The sequence below is a fragment of the Nocardioides hungaricus genome (assembly GCF_054782915.1).
Genome location: NZ_BAAGRO010000001.1, coordinates 181512 through 201400 on the forward strand (window position 1 = coordinate 181512; position 19889 = coordinate 201400).

22 protein-coding genes are annotated in these 19889 nt (G+C 68.7%); 17 read left to right on the forward strand and 5 right to left on the reverse strand.

Annotated elements, in window-relative coordinates; all coding sequences use genetic code 11:
* Positions 1-10 precede the first annotated feature (10 nt).
* From ACYVKX_RS00880 to ACYVKX_RS00895, 4 genes are read left to right on the forward strand one after another with little or no spacing between them, the layout of a single operon-like run.
* Positions 11-943, forward strand: a complete 933-nt coding sequence (locus ACYVKX_RS00880) for an ABC transporter ATP-binding protein (RefSeq protein ID WP_460828607.1) — start codon at positions 11-13, stop codon at positions 941-943.
* Positions 940-1908 (forward strand): hypothetical protein, encoded by a 969-nt coding sequence (locus tag ACYVKX_RS00885; RefSeq protein WP_460828608.1) that lies wholly within the window; start codon positions 940-942, stop codon positions 1906-1908. Before ACYVKX_RS00880 ends, ACYVKX_RS00885 begins: the two co-directional genes overlap by 4 nt.
* Positions 1909-1952: 44 nt before the next feature.
* Positions 1953-2885 carry a lipoyl synthase gene (lipA, locus tag ACYVKX_RS00890; protein ID WP_460828609.1) on the forward strand — a complete coding sequence of 311 codons (933 nt, stop codon included), beginning with the start codon at positions 1953-1955 and terminating at the stop codon, positions 2883-2885.
* 35 nt (positions 2886-2920) lie between these two features.
* Entirely contained in the window at positions 2921-3634 is a 714-nt protein-coding gene (locus tag ACYVKX_RS00895) for a DUF4191 domain-containing protein (RefSeq protein WP_460828610.1), read from the forward strand.
* A gap of 76 nt (positions 3635-3710) precedes the next feature.
* Here ACYVKX_RS00895 and ACYVKX_RS00900 read toward each other — a convergent pair whose 3' ends face one another.
* The gene (locus ACYVKX_RS00900) at positions 3711-4625 is read right to left on the reverse strand and encodes a hypothetical protein (RefSeq protein WP_460828611.1); all 915 of its coding nucleotides are present in this window, start codon (positions 4623-4625) and stop codon (positions 3711-3713) included.
* Between the two features lie 34 nt (positions 4626-4659).
* Positions 4660-5082, reverse strand: a complete 423-nt coding sequence (locus ACYVKX_RS00905; RefSeq protein ID WP_460828612.1) for an RDD family protein — start codon at positions 5080-5082, stop codon at positions 4660-4662.
* A 188-nt stretch (positions 5083-5270) separates the two neighbouring features.
* Between ACYVKX_RS00905 and glnA the strand changes: the two genes are divergently transcribed.
* The gene (gene glnA / locus ACYVKX_RS00910; RefSeq protein ID WP_460828613.1) at positions 5271-6689 is read left to right on the forward strand and encodes a type I glutamate--ammonia ligase; all 1419 of its coding nucleotides are present in this window, start codon (positions 5271-5273) and stop codon (positions 6687-6689) included.
* 88 nt (positions 6690-6777) lie between these two features.
* On the opposite strand, the gene ACYVKX_RS00915 is transcribed toward glnA, so the two are convergent.
* Both ACYVKX_RS00915 and ACYVKX_RS00920 read right to left on the reverse strand, forming a co-directional pair.
* Positions 6778-7044 carry a metal-sensitive transcriptional regulator gene (locus ACYVKX_RS00915; RefSeq protein WP_460828614.1) on the reverse strand — a complete coding sequence of 89 codons (267 nt, stop codon included), beginning with the start codon at positions 7042-7044 and terminating at the stop codon, positions 6778-6780.
* Complete coding sequence (locus ACYVKX_RS00920) at positions 7044-7481, reverse strand: DUF302 domain-containing protein (protein WP_460828615.1); 438 nt, start codon at positions 7479-7481, stop codon at positions 7044-7046. The genes ACYVKX_RS00915 and ACYVKX_RS00920 overlap by 1 nt, the downstream gene beginning before the upstream one ends.
* Before the next feature lie 152 nt (positions 7482-7633).
* On the opposite strand from ACYVKX_RS00920, the gene ACYVKX_RS00925 reads away from it, so the two are divergent.
* From ACYVKX_RS00925 to ACYVKX_RS00965, 9 genes are all read left to right on the forward strand, one after another.
* Positions 7634-7939 carry a rhodanese-like domain-containing protein gene (locus ACYVKX_RS00925; RefSeq protein WP_460828616.1) on the forward strand — a complete coding sequence of 102 codons (306 nt, stop codon included), beginning with the start codon at positions 7634-7636 and terminating at the stop codon, positions 7937-7939.
* A gap of 5 nt (positions 7940-7944) precedes the next feature.
* Complete coding sequence (locus ACYVKX_RS00930; protein ID WP_460828617.1) at positions 7945-9348, forward strand: MBL fold metallo-hydrolase; 1404 nt, start codon at positions 7945-7947, stop codon at positions 9346-9348.
* A gap of 2 nt (positions 9349-9350) precedes the next feature.
* The gene (locus tag ACYVKX_RS00935; RefSeq protein WP_460828618.1) at positions 9351-10172 is read left to right on the forward strand and encodes a sulfite exporter TauE/SafE family protein; all 822 of its coding nucleotides are present in this window, start codon (positions 9351-9353) and stop codon (positions 10170-10172) included.
* A gap of 39 nt (positions 10173-10211) precedes the next feature.
* Positions 10212-12377: an MMPL family transporter gene (locus ACYVKX_RS00940; protein ID WP_460828619.1), complete on the forward strand. Its 2166-nt coding sequence runs from the start codon at positions 10212-10214 to the stop codon at positions 12375-12377.
* A 149-nt stretch (positions 12378-12526) separates the two neighbouring features.
* Positions 12527-12694, forward strand: a complete 168-nt coding sequence (locus ACYVKX_RS00945; protein ID WP_460828620.1) for a hypothetical protein — start codon at positions 12527-12529, stop codon at positions 12692-12694.
* On the forward strand, positions 12691-12894 hold the full coding sequence (locus tag ACYVKX_RS00950) for a YgaP family membrane protein (protein ID WP_460828621.1): 204 nt from the start codon (positions 12691-12693) through the stop codon (positions 12892-12894). The genes ACYVKX_RS00945 and ACYVKX_RS00950 overlap by 4 nt, the downstream gene beginning before the upstream one ends.
* Positions 12891-13508: a class I SAM-dependent methyltransferase gene (locus ACYVKX_RS00955; RefSeq protein WP_460828622.1), complete on the forward strand. Its 618-nt coding sequence runs from the start codon at positions 12891-12893 to the stop codon at positions 13506-13508. The genes ACYVKX_RS00950 and ACYVKX_RS00955 overlap by 4 nt, the downstream gene beginning before the upstream one ends.
* A gap of 450 nt (positions 13509-13958) precedes the next feature.
* Positions 13959-14840 (forward strand): nucleotidyltransferase domain-containing protein, encoded by an 882-nt coding sequence (locus ACYVKX_RS00960; protein ID WP_460828623.1) that lies wholly within the window; start codon positions 13959-13961, stop codon positions 14838-14840.
* On the forward strand, positions 14837-15184 hold the full coding sequence (locus ACYVKX_RS00965) for a HepT-like ribonuclease domain-containing protein (protein WP_460828624.1): 348 nt from the start codon (positions 14837-14839) through the stop codon (positions 15182-15184). The genes ACYVKX_RS00960 and ACYVKX_RS00965 overlap by 4 nt, the downstream gene beginning before the upstream one ends.
* A gap of 22 nt (positions 15185-15206) precedes the next feature.
* On the opposite strand, the gene ACYVKX_RS00970 is transcribed toward ACYVKX_RS00965, so the two are convergent.
* Entirely contained in the window at positions 15207-15992 is a 786-nt protein-coding gene (locus tag ACYVKX_RS00970) for a hypothetical protein (protein WP_460828626.1), read from the reverse strand.
* Between the two features lie 87 nt (positions 15993-16079).
* Here ACYVKX_RS00970 and ACYVKX_RS00975 point away from each other — a divergent pair, with 87 nt between their 5' ends.
* From ACYVKX_RS00975 to ACYVKX_RS00985, 3 genes are all read left to right on the forward strand, one after another.
* Positions 16080-16712, forward strand: a complete 633-nt coding sequence (locus ACYVKX_RS00975) for a helix-turn-helix domain-containing protein (RefSeq protein ID WP_460828627.1) — start codon at positions 16080-16082, stop codon at positions 16710-16712.
* Between the two features lie 82 nt (positions 16713-16794).
* Entirely contained in the window at positions 16795-18585 is a 1791-nt protein-coding gene (locus tag ACYVKX_RS00980) for a GmrSD restriction endonuclease domain-containing protein (protein WP_460828628.1), read from the forward strand.
* Between the two features lie 20 nt (positions 18586-18605).
* Positions 18606-19868: an AAA family ATPase gene (locus ACYVKX_RS00985; RefSeq protein WP_460828629.1), complete on the forward strand. Its 1263-nt coding sequence runs from the start codon at positions 18606-18608 to the stop codon at positions 19866-19868.
* The last annotated feature ends 21 nt before the right edge of the window (positions 19869-19889 follow it).

Sequence of the window (19889 nt, forward strand, 5' to 3'; positions counted from 1 at the left end):
GGTCCCTCGGGTGAGCGACCTCGTCATCGAGGCGACGGGTCTGCGCAAGGAGTTCCGCGGCCGCCGCGGGCTGCGTGTGGCCGTCGCGGACCTCGACCTCGCCGTGCCCGCGGGCGGCGTGCACGGCTTCCTCGGTCCCAACGGCTCGGGCAAGACCACCACGATCCGGATGCTGCTCGGGCTCGCCCGGGCCACCGCCGGGAGCATGCGGCTCTTCGGCGAGCCGGTGCCGCAGCGGCTCCCCCACGTCGTCGACCGTGTGGGCGCGGTCGTGGAGAGCCCGAAGTTCTCCCCCAACTTCACCGGCCGCCAGAACCTCACCCTGCTGGCCCGCTCGATCGGCGGCTCGTCGGCACAGGTGGACGCCGCGGTCGAGACGGTCGGCCTGACCGGCCGCGACAAGGACCGCTACAAGTCCTACTCCCTCGGCATGAAGCAGCGCCTCGCGATCGCCGCGACCCTGCTCAAGGAGCCCGACCTGCTCATCCTCGACGAGCCGACCAACGGCCTCGACCCGGCCGGCATCCGCGAGATCCGCGAGACCATCCGCGGCCTGGGCGAGTCCGGCGTGACCGTGCTGCTCAGCTCGCACATCCTGGCCGAGGTCCAGCAGGTCTGTACGTCGGCCACGATCATCGGCCAGGGCCGGCTGCTCGCGTCCGGGCCGGTCGACGAGCTCGTCGGCGCCAGCACGGCGTACCGCGTCGGCGCCCCGGATCCGGCCACCGCGGCCCGGGTGCTGACGGACGCCGGGTTCACGGTCCACGACGGGCTGCTCGTCGAGACCGACCGGCCGGCCGCGGTCACCGCGGCCCTCGGCGGCGCCGGCATCTGGCTGACCGAGCTGACCCCGGTCCGCCGCGACCTGGAGGCGGTCTTCCTGGAGCTGACCGCCGGGACCGAGCTGGGCTCGGACCCGTTGCCGGCGGAGGTCGAGCGGTGATCCGCCTCGTCGGGGTCGAGCTGACCCGGCTGCGCTGGCGACGCGCCATCCTCCTGCTGCTGCTCTTCTGCATCGCGATCCCCGCGCTCATCGGTCTCACGCGGGCCTGGTCGACCCGGCCCGTCTCCGACAGCGAGGTTGCCTCGGTGATCGAGTCGAACAGCCGCGAGATCGACCGCTGCACCGAGCGCCCGCGGCGCTACGGCCTGCCGCCGAGTGCCGGTGAGCGGCAGTGCACGAACCAGATCGTCGGCTGGTACACCGGCCGCGAGCAGCTCACGCTCGCCAACGAGCGCGAGAGCGGCCCGGGTGTGGGCATCGTCGCCGTGCTCACCGCCCTCCTGCTCCTGGTCGGCACCACGTTCGCCGGCCACGACTGGAACAGCGGCTCGATGAGCAACCAGTTGCTGTTCGAGGCGCGGCGCGGACGGGTCTGGACCGCCAAGGCCCTCGCGGTGTCCGTCGTCGCGCTGCTCGCCGCGACGGTCGTCAGCACGGCGTACTGGCTCGCGATGTGGGCCACCATGCAGCTGCGCGACCTCCCGGTCGCCGACGGCGGCCTGACCGACACGCTGCTCTTCGCTCTGCGCGGCGCCGGCTTCGCGGCCGCCGCCGCGCTCGGCGGCTACGCGCTCACGATGCTGTTCCGGAGCACGGTCGCCACCGTCGGCGTCCTGTTCGGCGTCGCGGTCGCCGGCGGCATCGTGATCGCCACGCTCGGCCTCGGGGAGCAGTGGCAGCCGCAGAAGAACGTCGCCGCGATCGTCAAGGACGGCACCACCTACTACGTCGACGTGCCGGAGTCCTGCTACGTCGGCGCGAGGCAGCAGCCGCCCGAGCCGAACTCCGAGTGCGACGAGCAGCGCGACCTGTCGCCGTGGCGCGGCATCGGCTACTACGGCGTCGCGCTGGTCGGCACGGTGGGCGCGTCGGCGGCGTCGTTCCGGCGCCGCGACGTGCCCTGATCCGGGGTCGGCCGGGCTGGCTCCCCCGCGTACAGTTGGTCCACGTGACGCAGGCTGCCCCCGAAGGACGCAAGCTGCTCCGGCTCGAGGTGCGCAACGCGGAGACCCCGATCGAGCGCAAGCCGGAGTGGATCAAGACCCGGGCCAGGATGGGCCCGGAGTACCAACACCTCCAGAGCCTGGTGAGGTCCGAAGGGCTGCACACGGTCTGCCAGGAGGCGGGCTGTCCCAACATCTTCGAGTGCTGGGAGGACCGCGAGGCGACGTTCCTCATCGGCGGCGACCAGTGCACCCGGCGCTGCGACTTCTGCCAGATCGACACCGGCAGGCCACAGCCGCTCGACCGCGACGAGCCGCGCCGGGTCGCGGAGTCGGTGCGGACGATGGGCCTGCGCTACGCCACCATCACCGGCGTCGCGCGCGACGACCTCCCCGACGGCGGCGCCTGGCTGTACGCCGAGACCGTGCGTGCCATCCACGAGCTCAACCCGGACACGGGTGTCGAGAACCTCATCCCCGACTTCAACGGCCGGCCCGAGCTGCTGGCCGAGGTGTTCGAGTCCCGGCCCGAGGTGCTCGCGCACAACGTCGAGACGGTGCCGCGGATCTTCAAGCGGATCCGCCCGGCGTTCCGCTACGAGCGGTCCCTGGACGTGCTCACCCGGGCCCGCGACTTCGGGCTGGTCACCAAGTCCAACCTGATCCTGGGCCTGGGCGAGACCCGCGCGGAGGTCTCCCAGGCGCTCCAGGATCTGCACGACGCGGGGTGCGAGCTGGTCACCGTCACCCAGTACCTGCGGCCCTCGGTGCGCCACCACCCGGTCGAGCGGTGGGTCAAGCCCGAGGAGTTCGTGGAGCTGGCCGCCGAGGCCGAGGAGATCGGCTTCTCCGGCGTGCTCTCCGGCCCGCTGGTGCGTTCGTCCTACCGCGCGGGACGCCTGTACCGTCAGGCCATGGACACCCGCGCGGGCGTCTGACCATCCCACCCACGTAGAACGAGGCAGTCCGAGAGATGGCGAAGGAACCCAAACCCGTCGACCCCGAGAGCATGGGTCGGATGGCTCAGTTCGTCGAGACCTACCGGATGGCCAAGCGCTCCGACCGGGCGCTCCCCCTCTGGCTGCTCGGCTGCTTCGTCGTCGGCTTCGCGGCCGGCTTCTCGGTCTTCTGGTTCCTGACCAGCGGCGTCCTCGGCACGATCCTCTCGATCGTCGGCGGTCTGCTGCTCGGCGTGCTGCTGGCGATGATCGTGTTCGGCCGGCGGGCCCAGCGGGCGGCGTACGCCCAGATGGAGGGGCAGCCCGGCGCGGCCGCGGCCGCGCTCCGGATGCTGCGCCGCGGCTGGCGGTCCTCCCCCGCGATCGGGTTCACCAAGCAGCAGGACGTCGTGCACCGGGTGGTCGGCCCGCCGGGCATCGTCCTGGTCGGCGAGGGCAACCACCACCGCCTCAGGAGCCTGCTCGCCACCGAGCGCCGCAAGCACGAGCGGGTCGCCGTCGACACCCCGATCCACGAGGTGATCTGCGGGAACGGCGAGGGCGAGGTGCCCCTGCCCAAGCTGGTCAAGCACATCACCAAGCTCGGCCGCCAGGTCAAGCCGGCCGAGATGACCGACATCCTCAACCGGCTCAAGGCCCTGGACGCCAGCCGGTCGAACATCCCGCTGCCCAAGGGCCCGGTGCCGACGTCCATGAAGGGCATGCGGCAGAACATGCGGGGTCGGTGACGACCAGGGCGGTGACCGTCTCGGTCACCGCCCTGCGTCAGTCACGGGTCTCGACAGGCTCGACCACCGGGGCGGGTCAGGCGCTTCCCGACCCGCTGGTCATCCCCTGCATCATCTTCTCCAGGTCGGGCATCTTGGTGACCTGGTCGGCCGGCGGCGCCTCGATGGTGACGTCCTCGCCCCAGCCCGAGACGGTCATCTCCATCGAGCCGGACATGCCGCCCATCGGCATCTCGTCCATGCTCATCTTGCTGAACCGGCCCTGGTCGTCGAGCCACAGGCTGTAGGTCATGGTGGCCGGCAGCTGCGACTCGGCGCCCTTCGGCAGGTCGCCGCCCATCGAGTCGAGCATCTGCTTCATGTCGATCGTGAGGTCGTACTGGTCGAGGCCGTCCTGCTGGCCGGCGTACACGACCTGGGAGATGCCGTCCTGCATCGACGTCAGCATCTTGGCGGGGTCGAACTGGTCGAGCATGCTGCCCAGGCCCATCTGGCCGAGTGGGCTGTTGGGGTCGGCGGGGTCGATCCTCCAGAACTTGCCCTCGGTCATCTGGCCGAGCGAGAGGTACATGATGCCGCCGACCATCCGGACCTCCATGTCGCCACCGCCCAGGGGGGAGGTCATCGTCATCGCGACCTCGGGCGGGCTCTTGGTGTAGTCGATCTGGCCGTCGGCGGTCATCTCCCCCGCCGAGCCGGCGCTCATCTTCATCGACATGGTCGCGGTCGTGCTCGCCTCGAGGCCGTCGGTGACGGTCTGGACGAAGTCCGCGGGGGCGACCTCGTCGCCCTCCTGGAGATCGGCGGCAGCCGCGGCCTGGCTGGTCGGCTCGGAGGCGGCGTCGCCGCCGGAGTCGCTGCCGCAGGCGACCAGGCCGGAGGCGAGCAGTGGGGCCAGCGCGGCGGCGGCGAGGGTACGGCGGGCAGTGAGCGAGCGGGTCACGGTGGGCCTTTCCGAGGGAAGCGCGAGCAGGTCTCTGACGACCAGCATGTCCCCCGTGGCCAAACCGGCGAAACCGCCGGCGTCAAATCCGGGGAGAGCCCTTCTCGACCTGCAGTGCGACCTGCAGGGTCACGGTCGCCGAGCCGGCGAGCGTGTCCTGCAGGCCGCGGCGGTCCGGGCGGAACACCAGCGGCGGGATGACCAGGGCGACCGCCACCGCGCGGCCGAGCGAGCGCAGCGGGTCGACCCGGCCGGCGTCGGCGACGCGGACCGCGCGCAGCCGGGTCGCCATCTTCCCGAAGGATCCGCCCACGGTGCAGGTGAACACCGCCGACTCCACCACGAAGACCAGCAGGGTGTAGAAGCCGCCCGGCCCGCCCGTCGTACCGAAGACGGGGTAGAAGATGCTGACGACCAGCAGCGAGGCGAGCCAGTCGACGAGGAGCGCGAGCACGCGGCGCCCCCAGGACGCGGTCTCGTACGGGAGAGCTTGCGGGTCGGGCACGGGCGCCAGCGTAGGCGGGCCGGCGACCGGGCCGGTCGCCGGGCACCTGTTACACGCCCGAAACAAACCGGATACGGTCGAGAAACTGCCCCTGCGTACGTTGCGGACACCGCCCGGAGCAGCGTCGCCCCGGCACACCTGCTCCGCCACTCATGTCGGCTGCCCACGAGGGCAGCCAAGGAGGACGAATGTTCCAGAACAGCGACGAGCTGCTCAAGTTCATCGAGGACGAGGGCGTCGAGATGGTTGACATCCGCTTCGTCGACCTGCCCGGTATCGAGCAGCACTTCACCGTCCCGGTCTCGTCGTTCGACCAGTCGGTCTTCGACGACGGCCTCGCCTTCGACGGCTCCTCCATCCGGGGCTTCCAGGCGATCAACGAGTCGGACATGGCGCTGTTCCCGGACCCGTCCACGGCGTACGTCGACCCGTTCCGCACCGCCAAGACGCTGAACCTCGGCTTCTTCATCCACGACCCGATCACCGGCGAGGCCTACTCCCGCGACCCCCGCAACATCGCGCGCAAGGCGCTGGCCTACCTCAACACCACGGGCATCGCGGACACCGCGTTCTTCGCCCCCGAGGCGGAGTTCTACATCTTCGACAACGTCCGCTACTCCACCACCGCCAACGAGGGCTACTACCACATCGACTCCGTCGAGGGCTGGTGGAACTCCGGCAAGGAGGGCGACAACCGGGGCTACAAGACCCGCTTCAAGGGCGGCTACTTCCCGGTCTCGCCGTACGACCACTACGGCGACCTGCGCGACGAGATGGTCAAGAACCTCGAGGCCTGCGGCCTCCTCGTCGAGCGCGCGCACCACGAGGTCGGCACCGCCGGCCAGGCCGAGATCAACTACCGCTTCGACACGCTGCTCAAGGCCGCGGACGACGTGATGAAGTTCAAGTACCTCATCAAGAACACCGCCTGGGAGGCCGGCAAGTCGGTCACCTTCATGCCGAAGCCGATCTTCGGCGACAACGGCTCGGGCATGCACGTCCACCAGTCGCTCTGGAAGGACGGCGAGCCGCTCTTCTACGACGAGACCGGGTACGGCGGCCTCTCCGATGTCGCCCGCTGGTACATCGGCGGCATCCTCCGGCACGCCCCGGCGCTGCTGGCCTTCACCAACCCGTCGGTGAACTCCTACCACCGCCTGGTGCCGGGCTTCGAGGCCCCGATCTCGCTGGTGTACTCCTCGCGCAACCGCTCCGCGTCGGTCCGCATCCCGATCACCGGCGCGAACCCGAAGGCCAAGCGCGTCGAGTGCCGGTTCCCCGACCCGTCGGCGAACCCCTACCTCGCCTTCTCCGCGCTGATGCTCGCCGGCGTCGACGGCATCAAGAACAAGATCGAGCCGGCCGCCCCGATCGACAAGGACATCTACGAGCTCCCGCCGGACGAGATGGCCGAGATCGACCAGGTCCCCACCTCCCTCAGCGCCGTCCTCGACGCCCTCGAGGGCGACCACGACTTCCTCACCGTCGGCAACGTCTTCACCCCCGACCTGATCGAGACCTGGATCGACTACAAGCGCACCCACGAGATCGCCCCCGTCCAACTGCGCCCCCACCCGCACGAGTTCGAGCTCTATTACGACCTGTAGCCGCATCTAGTCACTTGTGCACGTAAAGCTCGAACTCACCGTTCGAGCACCGAGGGCCCTGGCTTAGCCAGGGCCCTTGTTGCGATACTCAGGCCAAGGCGAGGAACAGCTTTTCCATCTTCTTGACGTCCACGTTGTCTAGCCCTTCGTTGGATTCGGTGAGGCACTGCTGCAGCCCGGTGGCGACGATGGCGTAGCCGGCGCGGGAGAGCGCTTTGTTTACCGCGGCGAGCTGGGTGAGGACGGACTCGCAATCGGAGCCTTCCTCCATCATTCGGATCACGCTGGCGAGGTGGCCGTTGGCGCGCTTCATGCGGGTGATGATCGCCTTGATTTCGGTGGGCTCGAGGTCCATCAGGCCTGTCCTCCGTTCTGAGTAGAAGTGATATCGGCAGCCGCGACGGCCGACAGCGCCGCTAGGAGTCGCGCCCGTGCACCGTCGGAGACGGCACGCAGGGCGTCGCTGGGCTCGGCGACGAACGAGGTCATCATGGCCGGGTCGAAAGCCTCGACGACCGTGGTCGTCGCTCCCGTCGAGCGGACGACGACGTTGCATGGCAGCAGCGCTGCGATGGACGGCTCGGCCTGCAGCGCCTGGTGGGCGAGCTGCGGGCGGCAGGCTCCGAGGATCACCTGGGGCGCGACATCGACGTCGAGGTTGGTCTTGAGGGTCGACTTCAGGTCGATTTCGGTGAGCACGCCGAAGCCTGCCTCGGCGAGCTGCTCGCGTACGGCGGCCACCGTCTCCTCGTAGGGGCGCTCCGTGGTGATCGCGAGCGTGTAGTCGGCCATGGTCGTGCCTTTCGTCGGTCTCGTGGGTGCCCTTGCAGGCACCCTGTGCCGTCAACTGTACAACCCCCTGGGGGGTTGTGCTAACTTCTCACCACAACCCCCCAGGGGGTTCCGAACGACCGGGCCCTCGGGGCCAGAAGGGACATCAATCGATGCGTGAGATCGACATTGACCAGCTCGCCGCGGCGATCGACGGCGGCGCCCTGGTCGTGGACGTGCGCGAGACCGGCGAGTACGCCGAGGGGCATGTGCCCAGCGCCTTGAACATTCCCATGGGTCACCTGACCGGGCGCCTCGGCGAGCTTGACCGCTCGGCGGTCGTGCACGTGATCTGCGCGAGCGGCAACCGCAGCGCCGCGATGACCGACGTTCTCGTGGCCCAAGGCTTCGACGCCGTCAACGTCGTCGGCGGTACCGGCGCCTGGATCCGCTCCGGCCGTCCGATTGAGAAGGGCTGAGCATCGTGACCGGTAGTGCCCTCACCAACGACCTGACGATCGTCCCGATCGAGACCCCAACCCTGGGCGACCGCAGCTACCTCGTCCACGACGGTGAAATCGCATTCGTGGTCGACCCGCAGCGCGACATCGACCGGGTCCTGGGCCTGCTGGCCGAGCATCAAGTTCGCCTGACCCATGTCTTCGAGACCCACATCCACAACGACTATGTCACCGGCGGCCTCGCTCTGGCGCGGGCCACCGGCGCTGACTACCTGGTCAACGGCGCCGACGAGCTCGCGTTCGAGCGGACCCCGATCAGCGACGGCGACGTCGTCGAGGTCGGTGACCGCATGCGGATCACGGTGCTCGCCACCCCGGGCCACACCTTTACCCATCTGTCCTACGCCTTGCGCAACCTGGGCGCCGGAAGCGGCGCTGGCACGGAGGTGGGAGTCTTCTCGGGCGGCTCGTTGCTCTACGGGGCCACCGGCCGCCCCGACCTGCTCGGTCCCGAGCACACCCATGATCTGGTGCGCCACCAGCATGCTTCGGCGCACCGGCTGGCCGACCTGCTGCCTGACGACGCCGAGGTCTTCCCTACACACGGCTTCGGCTCCTTCTGCTCCGCCACGCAGTCCGACGCGACGTCCTCGACGATCGGCCGCGAGCGGGTGACCAACCCAGTGCTGACGCAGGACGAAGAGACCTACGTCCGCGACCTGCTGGCCGGGCTCGGCGCGTGGCCGGCCTACTACGCCCACATGGCTCCGGCCAATGCCGCCGGCCCCTCCGCGCCCGATCTGAGCCCGCCCAAGCGGGCCGACGCCACCGAGCTGCGCCGACGCATCGAGGCCGGCGAGTGGGTCGTCGACCTGCGCAACCGCACCGCCTTCGCGGCGGGCCACGCCCCCGGCACTCTCAACTTCGGGCTCGATGGCGGGTTCGCGACCTACCTCGGGTGGCTGGTCCCCTGGGACACCCCCATCACGCTGCTCGGCTCGAGCGCCGAGGACGTGGCCGAGGCCCAGCGCGAACTGGTTCGCATCGGCATCGACCGTCCGGCCGCCCACGCGACCGGCGGCCCCGAGGACTGGAGCACCCAGACGCCAGTCAGCTTCGCGACCGCGACCTTCGCCGACCTTGCCCAGGTCCGCCACCACCGCGACGTGGTCATCCTCGACGTCCGCCGCACCGACGAGCACGAGGCGGCCGCCATCACCGGCGCCGTCAACGTGCCACTGCACGAGCTGTGGACCCGCATCGACGAGGTCCCGACCGGCGAGGTCTGGGTGCACTGCGCCGGTGGCTACCGCGCCTCGGTCGCCGCCTCGATGCTGCACGCCCACGGCCGCACATTGGTCGCCATCGACGACAGCTTCGACAACGCAGAGGCCGTCGGCCTGCACCTGGTCGGGCCCGAGGCCTAATCATGACCCTCGTCCTCGCGGTCGCCGCCGGCGCGCTCATCGGGCTCAGCCTGGGCGCACTCGGCGGCGGCGGCTCGATCTTGGCGGTGCCGGTGCTGGTCTACCTCCTCGACCAGAGCCCCGCCCAGGCCACGACCGGCTCCCTGGTCGTCGTGGGCGTCACGGCGCTGATCGGCGCCGTGGCCGCAGGCCGCGCGGGCCACGTGATGCTGGGGCGCGGGGTCGTCTTCGGCCTCGTCGCCATCGGCGGCGCCATCCTCGGCGCCAAGGCCTCGGCGCGCGTGGGCGAGGATGTGCTGCTCGCCGCCTTCGCGGCCCTCATGCTTCTCGTCGGCGCTCTCATGGCCATCCGGCAGCTGCGCCACGAACGCCATGGTCCCCAGCATGCTGCGCGCCCGGCCCTGGACGACCCGATCATCACCTTCAGCCCCACCTTCGCGTGCGCGTGCCCTCGGGCGCTCAAGGTGCTCCTCACTGCCACGCTCGTCGGCCTGTTGACCGGCTTCCTGGGCGTGGGGGGCGGCTTCATCGTCGTACCAGCCCTGCTGCTGGGGCTCGCCCTCCCCCTCCCCTACGCCGCCGGCACCTCGCTGGTCGTCATCACAATCACCAGCGCCACCGCCCTCGCGGCCCGGACGGGCGTGGGCAGCGCCCCCGACTGGGGCGTCGTCCTGGCCCTCACCCTCGCTTCAGCCCTGGCGGCGGTCGCCGGCGCCCGCATCGCCAACCGTGCCGATACCCGACACCTCTCCGGCGCCTTCACCGCCCTGGTCCTCGCGGTCGCCGTCTACACGGCCGCCCGGGCAATCCCCGCCCTTCTCTGAACACGGCCATCGCTCACACACTCACCGAACGGAACACTCATGAGCACCACCACCGCCCCGTCGAGGGGCGCCTCCCCCGACTTCACCCCCGGCTTCCGCCCCGGACCCCTCGGCCGCCTCGGCCTCTGGGTCACCAACCACGCCAAGCTCGTCACCGGCGTCTGGCTGCTGCTCATCATCGGACTGGGCGCCTTCGCCCCCCAGGTCGAGCACAACCTGTCCGGCGCCGGCTGGCAGGCCGACGGATCGGAGTCCGTCGCTGCGCGCGAGCTCGCCCAGAAGAGCTTCGGCGGCAACGCCTCCTCGGCCATCCAGGTCGTCGTGCACTCCACCGACGGACCCGTCACCGAAGGCCCCGGCGCCGAGGTCCTCGACCGGGTGACCCGGGCGCTCGAGGCCGAACCGCGCATCGCTGAGGTGATCGCGCCGATGCCCGGCGCGACCATCAGCCAGGACGGCAGCACCGCGATCATCCTCGCGGGCGCGGGTGCCGACACCAACGAGATGGTCCGGGTCGCCACCGACCTCAAGGGGGACCTCCAGGATCTCTCGGTTGACGGCGTCCAGGTCAACCCGACCGGGTCCTCGCTGCTCTGGTCGGACTTCAACGAGGCCAACCTCGAGGCGATGCTGAAGTCCGAGATGGTCTCCTGGCCCGTCACCATGGCGATCCTGGTGCTCGCCTTCGGCGCCCTGGTCGCCGCAGGCCTCCCCTTGATCCTGACCCTCGCAGGCCTCGTCGCCTCCGCAGGCTCGCTGGTGCTCATCAACGAGCTCGTGCCGGTCTCCATCTGGGCGATGAACTTCGCGATGATGTTCGCCCTCGCGCTCGGCATCGATTACGCGCTGTTCCTCGTCGTGCGCTACCGCGCCTCCCGCATGGGCTCGGGCAACTCGGCACGGCAGGCCGTCGCCGAGACGATGGACACCGCCGGCAAGGCCGTGCTGCTCTCCGGCGCCACCGTGCTGATCTCGCTGTCGGCCGTGATGTTGGTGCCGTCACCGTCCTTCCGCTCGATGGCCGGGGGGATCATGCTCTCGGTGGTCTTCGTCCTGGCGGCCACGCTCACCCTGCTCCCGCTGGTGCTGTTCAAGCTCGACCACAAGATCAACAAGCTGTCCCTGCCGTGGGTCAAGACCGGGGAGCACCGCTCCCCGAAGTTCGCCGCCTGGGGTGAGCGACTCTGGAAGCGGCCGCTCGTCTGGGGACTGAGCGCGCTCATCGTGCTCCTCGCGCTCGCCGCACCGATCGTCGGACTCAAGACCGCGATGCCCTCGATCAAGGTCCTGCCCGAGGACGCCAGCGCCCGGATCGGCTACGACCTGGTCCAGGAGTCCTTTGGCGAAGGTGCCCCCGGCACGCTCCAGATCGTGATGAAGGCCTCCGACGCCGAGACCGCGAGAACCGTGCTTGCCTCCGACCCCGGAATCGCCGGAGCGATGCCCGCCATGCCGGCAGCCGACGACAGCGGGTTGGTCCTCGTCCCGGCCGTGCCGACCGTCGACCCCTCCGACCCCGCTCTGAGCGACACCGTCGACCGGCTGCGCGTCGACCTGCCCGACAGTGCGCTCGTCGGAGGCGCGGCGGTGGAGAACCTCGACCTCAAGGCCCAGCTCGACGACTCCACGCCGCTGGTGATCGCGGTTGTCCTTGTGCTCGGGTTCCTGCTGTTGCTGGTGGCGCTCCAGGCGCCGCTGATCTCGTTGCTCGGCACGCTGGCCAGCCTGCTGTCGACCGCCGCTGCCTTCGGCGTGGCCCGCCTGGTCTTCCAGGAAGGCGTCGGCTCCGACCTCTTCGGCTTCGAGAGCCAGGGCTTCCTCGACGCGTGGGCGCCGGTCTTCTTCTTCGCGATGATCTTCGCGATCGCCATGGACTACACAGTCTTCCTGCTGGCATCGGCCAAGGAGCACTACGAGCACTCCGGCGACCCGAAGGACGCGATGGTCGGTTCGCTGGCCCACTCCGGGCGGGTCATCTTCGCAGCCGGCGCGGTCATGGTCGCGGTGTTCTTCACCTTCGCGCTCTCTGGCCCGCTTCCACCCAAGGAGATGGGCATCGTGCTCGGCGTCGCCGTGCTGCTCGACGCCTTCCTCGTGCGGCTCGTGCTGCTGCCGGTCCTGCTGCGCCTCACCGGCAAAGCCGCCTGGTGGTCGCCGGCCTGGCTGCGCAAGGCGCTGCCGACCATCACGTTCTCGCACGGCTGATCACCCCTTGACCGCCGTGGCGTGCCCCCTACGCCGCGGCACGTGGTCCGGGCGCCCGTCCCCCACGGGCGTCCGGACCACACCTCCCATCACCGTGTCACCACCTTCACCATTCCTGCACCATCACCTCGAACCGAAGGAGCTCCACCATGTGCCGAGCAGTCAGCTGCAAGAAGTGCGGCAAGACCACCTGGGCAGGCTGCGGCCAGCACGTCGACCAGGTCCTCGCCCGCGTCCCGCGCGCCGACCGGTGCGCCGGCCACCCCCACGAGCCCGCCTCCGGGTTCTTCAGCCGCCTCTTCGGAGGCAAGGCATGAACCTCGACCGCGCCGTCCTCCTCCTCGCCGGCACCATGACCCTGCTCAGCGCCCTGCTGGTGGCCCTCGTGTCACCGTGGTGGCTGTTACTGACCGCCTTCGTCGGGCTCAACCTGGTCCAGTCGTCCGTCACCGGCTTCTGCCCCGCGGCGGTCATCTTCCGCCGCCTCGGCGTCAGCAACGGGTGCGCCTTCCGATGAGCGACGACGGCTCTGCCCACTGGGATGCTGTGTTCGCGTCGCGCGACCTCGACACGGTCTCGTGGTTCGAGGAGACGCCCACCCACTCCGTGGAACTGCTGTGTTCACAGCCCGGCTCAGTGATCGACATCGGTGCTGGCGCCTCCCGACTCCCTGACGCGCTCCTCGCCGACGGGCGCGACGACATCACCGTTCTCGACATCTCGAACGAGGCGCTCGCAGTGACGCGCAAGCGTCTCGGCTCCGCGGAGGGGCGGGTCGCCTACGTCGTCAGCGACGTCCTCGCCTGGGAGCCCGCGCGCACCTACGACGCCTGGCACGACCGAGCCGTCCTCCACTTCCTCACAGCTCCGGCCGACCAAGCGGCCTACGTCGACCTGGTCGCCCGCGCCCTCTCCCCCGACGGCCTACTGGTCCTGGCCACATTCGGGCCCGACGGACCCACGTCCTGCTCAGGCCTGCCGACGGCCCGCCACTCCGCCAAGGACCTCGCCACCCTCGTCGCGCGTGCCTTCACCCTCACCCATGCCGAAACGCGGATCCATCGGACCCCCGGCGGCTCCGAGCAGCAGTTCACCTGGATCAGTGCTCGGCGCACGGACGGCTCTCATTGATCTGCGCGACTCCCCGGGCTGGCGACGTTCAGCCGATCTAGAAAGCGGCTGACATCTAGATCAATCTAGGCGCTCCCACTCATCCGGGGCCGCCCAGAGCAACGCGGTAGCCTGTTACACATCCGGTACAAACAGCCGGCCAACCTCGACGTTTGCGCAGGTCAGCATGGGTCAGTCAGTCAGTATTACGACATCTGAGAGACGTCGAAGCGCCGAAAGGGCTCTTGACCTGCGGAAACGCAGCGTCCGGGGCCCTTTCGGTTGCCCTGAAAGCAGGCAAGATTCCGCAGAGATTCCACAGGAGATCGAAGGCAGGCCCGCTCAAGACGCGCCCATGGACCAGGCGCTGCCCTGGAGCGCGTCGCCCACGGGGTCTACAAGGACGCCGGTGCTCCCGCCGGCCCGCACGACGACCTGAAGGCAGCCTGGCTGAGCACCGATCCGAAGACGATGGGCGAGGCGCGCATCAAGGACCTCGCCAACGGTGTCGTTGTGGCAGGAGAATCCGCCGCCGACCTGCACGGCATCGGTGACTTCCGCGCCCTGCGGCACGAGTTCGTCTCCCCCGCCCGCCGCCAGAGTCAGCGCAGCGCAATCCGCTACCGCCAGCGCACCCTTGACCCCGGCGACGTCACGCTCGCCGACGGCCTGCCGGTCATGACGATGGAGCGCACCATCGCCGATCTCATCGAACAGGGCGACCTCAGCCTCGTCGCCGACGCACTTCGCGACGCGTCCAGCAAGCGCACCTTCGACCTCCAACGCCTGCGGGAGCTTCTCGCTCCCCTTGCCGCGCGTGAGGGGTTCAGGAAGGACGACGGAGAGGCACTGCTGAACCGCCTGATGGAGATCGCAGGCATCGACGTCGAGTCGCTGACGCGGCTCATCGCGCGTTCGCCGACGTACAGTTCCCTCGCCCAGGTGGCCAGACTCGTCAGAAATGTTGATGCCGCCAGCGGCGCGCGCGGAGAAGGCGTGCCTGGCCGCCGATACGATGGATTCATGGCCGAGACGGCAGCGCCGACCCGCAAGCCCCTCAGCGGCCCAACCGGCCGCCGCGTGGCGGCCCACCGTGGCGAGCTGCTCGAGGTGCTGCGCCGTCACGGCGTCACAAGACCCGAGGTCTTCGGAAGTGCTGCGCGTGGTGACGACCACGAGGGCAGCGACGTCGACATCCTGGTCGACTTTCCTCCGGGGACAAGCATCATCGACATCATCGGCATCCAGCACGAGCTGGAGGATCTCCTTGGCGTGCCGGTCGACCTGGTCCCCCGCAGCGGGCTGAAGGAGCGCGTGCGCTCCCGCGCGGCGAAGGACCTGCTTCCACTGTGAGCCGATCCGACGCAGAGGCCCTCGACGACATTTCGGCGGCGATCACGTCGATCCGTTCACACCTGCAGCACGGACCGATCAGCATGGAGATCGTGATGGACGCCGTGGCCATGCGGCTCCTCGAAATCGGTGAAGCGGTGAAAGCGCTCAGCACCGAGACAACCGACATCGAGCCGGAGATCAGGTGGCGCGAGATCGCCGGCATGCGGGACTTCCTTGCCCACCACTACTTCGCAACGAACCCCGAGATTGTCCAAGCGGTGATCGATCAAGATCTGCAGCCCCTCGCCGAGGCTGTCGAGCGAATGCAGGCACGACTGCCGCGTCACGAAGCCGACGCGTAGTCCCAAGCGCCTTTCGGCCCGGTCACATCGCCAGCCCATTCCGACGGGCAACCTCCCCCAGTCTGTCGAGCGCATCAGCAGCGTGGCGGCGGATCGTCCGCTCCGCGAGCGCATGATCCTGGCTCACCAACTGGGCCACCGACGGCGTCGTCAGCCCCGCCCGACCTCGCCGCAACGGCGCACCCGCCAGGTTGGCCGCGAGAGCCAGATCGAGCAGCAGGTCGCGGTCCTGGTCGGACAGCGCTCCGGAGTCGAGCGCCCGTCGCAGGAGCCCGATGAGCTGCTCCCGCGGCTCCTCAGCATCCGGTTCCTCGGCTGGGATTGTCTCGTCGTACCGCTCGATGAGCACCGAGCTAGCCCACGTGGGGTCGCGACGCTTGGCCAGCTCGCCGAAACCGAGCTCGGCCATGGACTCGCGCTCGACCCGCCTGAGGATCGTGGTCGCGACGTACGTGTCGTCGGCGGGGTCGTGGTCGCAGATCTGGATCCACAGCTGGCCTGCGACCACCTCGTCGATCGCGTCGGTGAGTCGGCGCAGTCGACCGGCGACCCGCGAGGCACCAGGTACCAGCAGCCAGGCAAGTGCGACGTAGGCGCGCGGATCGCGCTCGGCCAGGCGCCGAAGACCTGCCAGTACGGCGTCTCGTTCGGCGGGTGTTGCTTGCTTCATCCACCGCGGGAGAGTCGCGATGTCGTCAGCGACGCTGAGCGCCGGCTCGACGTCCTGCCAGCGTGGCCACTCGGCACGCACTTCCTGCATGTTCGGGGCGTCGAGGTCGTCGACACCCAGGCACTTGGCAACGCTCATCACGCTGCTCCTTCCTGTTCGCCCAGGGGTGGGCGACAGGTAGGTGTGCAGGCGCTCCCAGATCGCGAAGAATAGATCTGGCTGGATATGTACGATGCTGGTGTGGCGAACTGGAGATCTCAGCCCCAGACGGTGATCGAGGAAGCCCGCTTGGCGAGCGGGCTGGGCCAGGCCGAGCTCGCTGCCCTCTCCGGGACCTCCCAACCGACGCTCTCGGCCTACGAGCGCCGCAAGAAGACGCCCGGCCTCGCGGTGGCGGAGCGCATCGTGAACGCAGCCGGCTGGAACATCGCCCTCCAGCCTCGCGTCAGCTTCACCGAGCACCCGGCGCCACCGGGATTCCGATTCCCGTTCACCGTCCCCGACCGGCTGTGGCGGCTCGAAGCCCCAGCTTGCTTGCGCACGATCAAGTTCTTCGACCTGATCGACGAGGACAACGACAAGTTCTGGTGGGACCTCTCGCACCGGGCCGACCGCAAGCTCGTCTACGAGCGACTCCTCACGTACGGCGACGAGGGGAGCTTGCGCCTCTACCTCGACGCCGCCCTCCTCATCGACCTGTGGCCCGAGATGGACGTGCCCGAGCCGATGCGTACGCACTGGGCGGCGATCATCGACGCCACGCTGCAGGCGCCGATCCCGCCCGAGCACGAGATGGGCCGCCACGACGAGGACACCCGGCGCACGCCCATCGACGTAGTCAGGCACGCAACGTCGTAGGCCGAGGATGTCCCAGCTCCGATTGCCCGGTGCATGTCGGAGGATCCAGTTAGCGTGTCTCACGAGCAAGCGAGGAGCAGCAATGGCGAAGTACTCGGTGACGCAGTCTGCTGTCACGCAGTTGTTGGCAGACGTGAAGAGCGACCGGATCGCGATCCCGGAGCTCCAGCGTCCGTTCGTCTGGGACAGCGTCAAGGTCCGCGACCTGATGGACTCGCTCTACAAGGGCTACCCCGTCGGCTACCTGATCACCTGGCAGTCGGTCGGCGCGAAGCTCAAGGGCGGCCAGGTCGCCGCTCACCAGCAGATCCTGATCGACGGCCAGCAGCGCATCACCGCCCTCAGGGCGGCCGTCGCCGGCCTCACGGTGATCAACAAGCGGTACAAGTCCGTCCGGATCACGATCGCCTTCAACCCGATCACCGAGGAGTTCGCGACCCTGACACCGGTCATCCGTAAGAACCCACAGTGGATCGCCGACATCAGCGAGTACTTCAACTCCGAGTCGCCGCTGTCCTTCGCGCGCGAGTACCTCGAACGCAACCCCGACGTCGATGCCAAGATCTTCGAGACCAACCTCGCCCACCTGGGCCGGATCCAGAACGCGCAGATCGGCATCATCGGCCTCGCCGACGACCTCGACGTCGAGACCGTGTCCGAGATCTTCATCCGGATCAACTCCAAGGGCGTCCCGCTAAGCAGCGCAGACTTCGCGATGAGCAAGATTGCGACTTACGGCAACCGGGGTCGCAACCTGCGCAAGCTCATCGACTACTTCTGCCACCTCGCCGTCGCTCCGCATGCGTACGCCGACATCAAGGAGAACGACACCGAGTTCGCCGAGACGCCATACCTCAAGGCCGTCAGCTGGCTCAAGGACGAGGCCGAGGATCTCTACGACCCGGAGTACAGCGACATCATCCGCGTTGCCGGCCTCGTCGGCTTCAGCCGCGGCAAGGCGTCGAGCATCGTCAGCGAGCTGTCGGGCCGCGACCCGGAGACACGCAAGGTCGACGAGGAGCGCATCCCCGTCGCTTACGACAAGCTTGAGCGGGCGCTTCTCCAGATCGTCAGCAACTACCACTTCGACAACTTCCTCATGCTCATCAAGTCCGCCGGCTTCATCACCCCGGGCATGGTGAACTCGAAGAACGCGCTCAACTTCGCCTACGCCCTTTACCTCCGACTCCGGGAGGACAAGGAGATGACCGAGGGCGAGCGGAAGCGCATCGTGAAGCGCTGGTTCGTGATGTCGATGCTCACCGGGCGGCACTCGGGCAGCTTCGAGTCCACGTGGGAGCAGGACATCCGCCGAATCGGCGAGCAGGGCGCTGCGAACTACCTCAAGCAGATCGAGGAATCCGAGCTCTCCGACGCCTTCTGGGCCGTCACCCTCCCTGCCGCACTGGAGACGACCAGCACGGTCAGCCCGTTCTTCCAGGCGTTCCTCGCCGCGCAGGTCACCACGAACGCCCGGGGGTTCCTCTCCAAGGGCATCACAGTCGCCGCCATGCACCAACAGTCCGGCGACATCCACCACATCGTGCCGAAGGACTATCTACAGAAGAACGGCTACCCCGACCGCGGCGACTACAACCAGGTGGCCAACTTCGCACTGACCGAGACGTCGATCAACATCAGCATCAGCAACAAACCCCCGATGCAGTACATGGCGGGCATGGCCTCCCAGATCGAGTCGGGGCTGCTGACCCTGGGCGAGATCACCGACGCGACCGACCTGGCCGCCAACCTCGCGGAGAACGCCATCCCGGCGAACCTCGTCGAGGTCACGGCAGGGAGCTACAGGGAGTTCCTCGTTGGGCGCCGGAGGCTCATGGCCGCGACCATCCGCGACTACTACCAGGCGCTCTGATCAGGGAAGACGTGGCCTTGGTGCAACCAGTCGACGCGTTTACGCCACTCCTGCCGGGGATTGGCTTCTCCGGCTACAGGTCCTTCGCGGAGTGGCAAGAGTTCTTGTTTCCCACCAAGGTCACGGTACTTGCGGGTGTGAACAACAGCGGCAAGTCCAACGCTCTCCGGTTCTTGCAGCACGTGCTGCCGAAGGTGGGCGCCAGAGGCGGCAACCCCACCCAGCCGCCGAGCCCCCCACAGCTCGACGACCTGGACCGCCCCAGGGGCTTTCAGGACGAAGCGCGACTCGAGATCGGGATCCCAGTTCCTCTCGGGGCCTTCGGAGACCCCCAGGATCCGGCAAATCGAAACGGTCGGGTCAACCCGCAAGATCTCAACAGCTTCCGCGAGGGCGCGATGGCGCTCCTGGCAGAGGACACCTGCTACTGGTCGCGCTTCATGCTCGTCGACAATCAGTTCGTCCCGAACCCCGCTCGTCGCGACCAGGCCATCTCCGGTTGGCCCAACTGGCAGAATTCGCACTTCGACCAGGCCCTCCGCACTCTCGGGGGCGGCGCCGTCAACGCCGAAAACGTCATGGAGCGGATTCTGATCTCGATCGGTGGGTTCTCCGCACTGCCGCCAGTGGTAACGATCGCCAGCGCCCGCCGAGTCGAAGCGACCGAAGACGATCAGCCGGATTGGCTTTCGGGGCGAGGCATCATCCGCGCTCTCGCCACGCTGCAAAGCCCACCCCACGATCAGTGGGCGTCGGCTCAGCCCCGTTGGGCCGCGATCAATCGATTTGTGCAGACGGTCCTTGGCGACCCAGCGGCGTCGCTCAACGTCCCCTTCGACTTCTCGACGATCCAGGTCGAGACCCCGCAACGTGTGCTCCCGCTGGCGAGCCTGGGTAGCGGGGTCGAGCAAGTCATCGTGCTTGCGGCGGCCGCGACCGTTACCTCGCGATCACTGGTCTGCCTTGAGGAGCCCGAAACCAACCTGCATCCGCTGTTGCAGAAGAAGCTCATCCGGTACCTGACCGACGAGACGGACAACCAGTACGTGATTGCGACCCACTCGTCTCACCTCCTCGACGACGACCGAGCCACGGCGTATCACGTACGTCTCACCCAGAGCGGAAGCGTTGCGCGGTTGGCGAAGAGGCCCCACGAGCTTGTCGAGATCTGCCACGACCTGGGCTACCGGCCTTCGGACCTGCTCCAGGCCAACTGTGTCGTATGGGTGGAGGGTCCGAGGAATGATCAGAACCTGTGGATGGCTCTCGGTGGGGTGACGTGAAGCGGGCGCACCTCCCGAGCA

Coding starts and splice junctions, on each gene's coding strand:
- ACYVKX_RS00920 (WP_460828615.1), bottom strand. CDS start 7,481: ATGGCCGACTACACGCTCGCGATCACCACGGAGCGCCCCTACGAGGAG.
- glnA (WP_460828613.1), top strand. CDS start 5,271: ATGTTCCAGAACAGCGACGAGCTGCTCAAGTTCATCGAGGACGAGGGC.
- ACYVKX_RS00960 (WP_460828623.1), top strand. CDS start 13,959: ATGGGCGAGGCGCGCATCAAGGACCTCGCCAACGGTGTCGTTGTGGCA.
- ACYVKX_RS00970 (WP_460828626.1), bottom strand. CDS start 15,992: ATGAGCGTTGCCAAGTGCCTGGGTGTCGACGACCTCGACGCCCCGAAC.
- ACYVKX_RS00945 (WP_460828620.1), top strand. CDS start 12,527: ATGTGCCGAGCAGTCAGCTGCAAGAAGTGCGGCAAGACCACCTGGGCA.
- ACYVKX_RS00900 (WP_460828611.1), bottom strand. CDS start 4,625: ATGCTGGTCGTCAGAGACCTGCTCGCGCTTCCCTCGGAAAGGCCCACC.
- ACYVKX_RS00925 (WP_460828616.1), top strand. CDS start 7,634: ATGCGTGAGATCGACATTGACCAGCTCGCCGCGGCGATCGACGGCGGC.
- ACYVKX_RS00935 (WP_460828618.1), top strand. CDS start 9,351: ATGACCCTCGTCCTCGCGGTCGCCGCCGGCGCGCTCATCGGGCTCAGC.
- ACYVKX_RS00975 (WP_460828627.1), top strand. CDS start 16,080: ATGTACGATGCTGGTGTGGCGAACTGGAGATCTCAGCCCCAGACGGTG.
- ACYVKX_RS00955 (WP_460828622.1), top strand. CDS start 12,891: ATGAGCGACGACGGCTCTGCCCACTGGGATGCTGTGTTCGCGTCGCGC.
- ACYVKX_RS00980 (WP_460828628.1), top strand. CDS start 16,795: ATGGCGAAGTACTCGGTGACGCAGTCTGCTGTCACGCAGTTGTTGGCA.
- ACYVKX_RS00895 (WP_460828610.1), top strand. CDS start 2,921: ATGGCGAAGGAACCCAAACCCGTCGACCCCGAGAGCATGGGTCGGATG.
- ACYVKX_RS00950 (WP_460828621.1), top strand. CDS start 12,691: ATGAACCTCGACCGCGCCGTCCTCCTCCTCGCCGGCACCATGACCCTG.
- ACYVKX_RS00915 (WP_460828614.1), bottom strand. CDS start 7,044: ATGGACCTCGAGCCCACCGAAATCAAGGCGATCATCACCCGCATGAAG.
- ACYVKX_RS00940 (WP_460828619.1), top strand. CDS start 10,212: ATGAGCACCACCACCGCCCCGTCGAGGGGCGCCTCCCCCGACTTCACC.